The following is a 1302-nucleotide window of genomic DNA, read 5'->3' as shown; positions in this document are numbered from 1 at the left end:
GAGACCATCCCTGATTCTGTGTAACTGCCATTTAGATTAAATGCTTGCTGATACGATCATCAAACATAATCATAAAGCGATTTAAAGCAGCCGTCCAGTTACGAATCGGCATCGACCACTTCTTGGATGCCTGCTGAGTTGCCAGATAGACTACCTTGAAAGCTGCCTGATCAGACGGGAACACCTTACGCTTATTCACCGCCGTACGAATCACACTGTTTAGCGACTCAATAGCATTGGTGGTATAAACCGCTTTTCTGATGTCTTTAGGATAATCAAAGAACACCGTTAAGCCCTCCCAGTTATTGCGCCAAGACTTGACCACATGCGGGTATTTCTCGCCCCAAGTCTCATCAAAGTGCTCAAGATTGGCCTCTGCTATCTCAAACGTATCAGCGCCGTAGATGGTCTTTAAATCAGCCGCTACTTTCTTTTTATCCGTCCACGGCACAAACTTCATCGAATAGCGCACCATATGCACGATACACAGCTGAACCTGAGCATTAGGGTAAACCGTATTGATAGCATCGGGAAAGCCCTTTAGACCATCAACACAGGCAATGAAGATGTCCTGTACCCCTCGGTTCTGTAGCTCAGTGAGAACACCTAGCCAGAACTTAGCGCCCTCGTTCTCTGATAGCCACATACCAAGTAACTCTTTTTTACCGCTAAGGCTAACGCCTAGCGCCAGATAAATGGCCTTGTTGATGATCTGCTTATCTTGACGTACCTTAACGACAATGCAGTCCAAATAGACAATAGGATAAACACTGCTTAAGGGCCTGTTCTGCCAAGCGGTGATGTCATCAATAATGTTGTCAGTGACTCTTGAAACTAGTGTGCTTGATATATCGACGTCATAAAGCTCTTTGATGGTTTCGACTATTTCAGTGGTCGTTTGGCCTTTGGCGTAAAAGAATATAATTTTATCATCAAGACCTGAGATACGGGTTTGATGCTTACGCACTAATGCAGGCTCGAAGCTGCTGTCACGGTCTCTTGGGGTGGATATCTCAAGATCGCCTGTGTCGCTACGGACGGTCTTTTTAGTGTGCCCGTTGCGCTTGTTTGGCTTATCCGCCTTTTCATGCTTGGGGTAGCCAAGATGGTCTTCCATCTCAACTTCAAGGGCAGTATCGATAAAGGACTGCATGAGTTGCTTCTGAAAGTCTTTGATGTCATCAAAGCTTTTCATGCTACTGGCCATTTGCTCGGCTAGTTTCTTGATGTCAGATTGGTTAGTCATTGCTTAGTCTCCGGTTAGTGGATTATAAGCAGTTACACACTTTTTAGGAAAGGCTC

The 1302-nt window shown here is 45.3% G+C and carries 1 protein-coding gene; it reads right to left on the bottom strand.

The window, feature by feature from the left end; genetic code table 11:
• Positions 1 to 31: 31 nt before the first annotated feature.
• Positions 32 to 1246 carry an IS256 family transposase gene (locus AAEY87_RS13805; RefSeq protein WP_350657580.1) on the bottom strand — a complete coding sequence of 405 codons (1215 nt, stop codon included), beginning with the start codon at positions 1244 to 1246 and terminating at the stop codon, positions 32 to 34.
• Positions 1247 to 1302 lie beyond the last annotated feature (56 nt).

The sequence above is a fragment of the Psychrobacter sp. S1-30-MNA-CIBAN-0213 genome (genome assembly GCF_040309845.1).
Lineage (GTDB): Bacteria > Pseudomonadota > Gammaproteobacteria > Pseudomonadales > Moraxellaceae > Psychrobacter.
This window is presented reverse-complemented; position numbering and strand designations above follow the sequence as displayed.

Excerpts from the sequence above, each read along its gene's own strand:
- AAEY87_RS13805 (WP_350657580.1), bottom strand. The coding sequence starts at position 1,246 with ATGACTAACCAATCTGACATCAAGAAACTAGCCGAGCAAATGGCCAGT.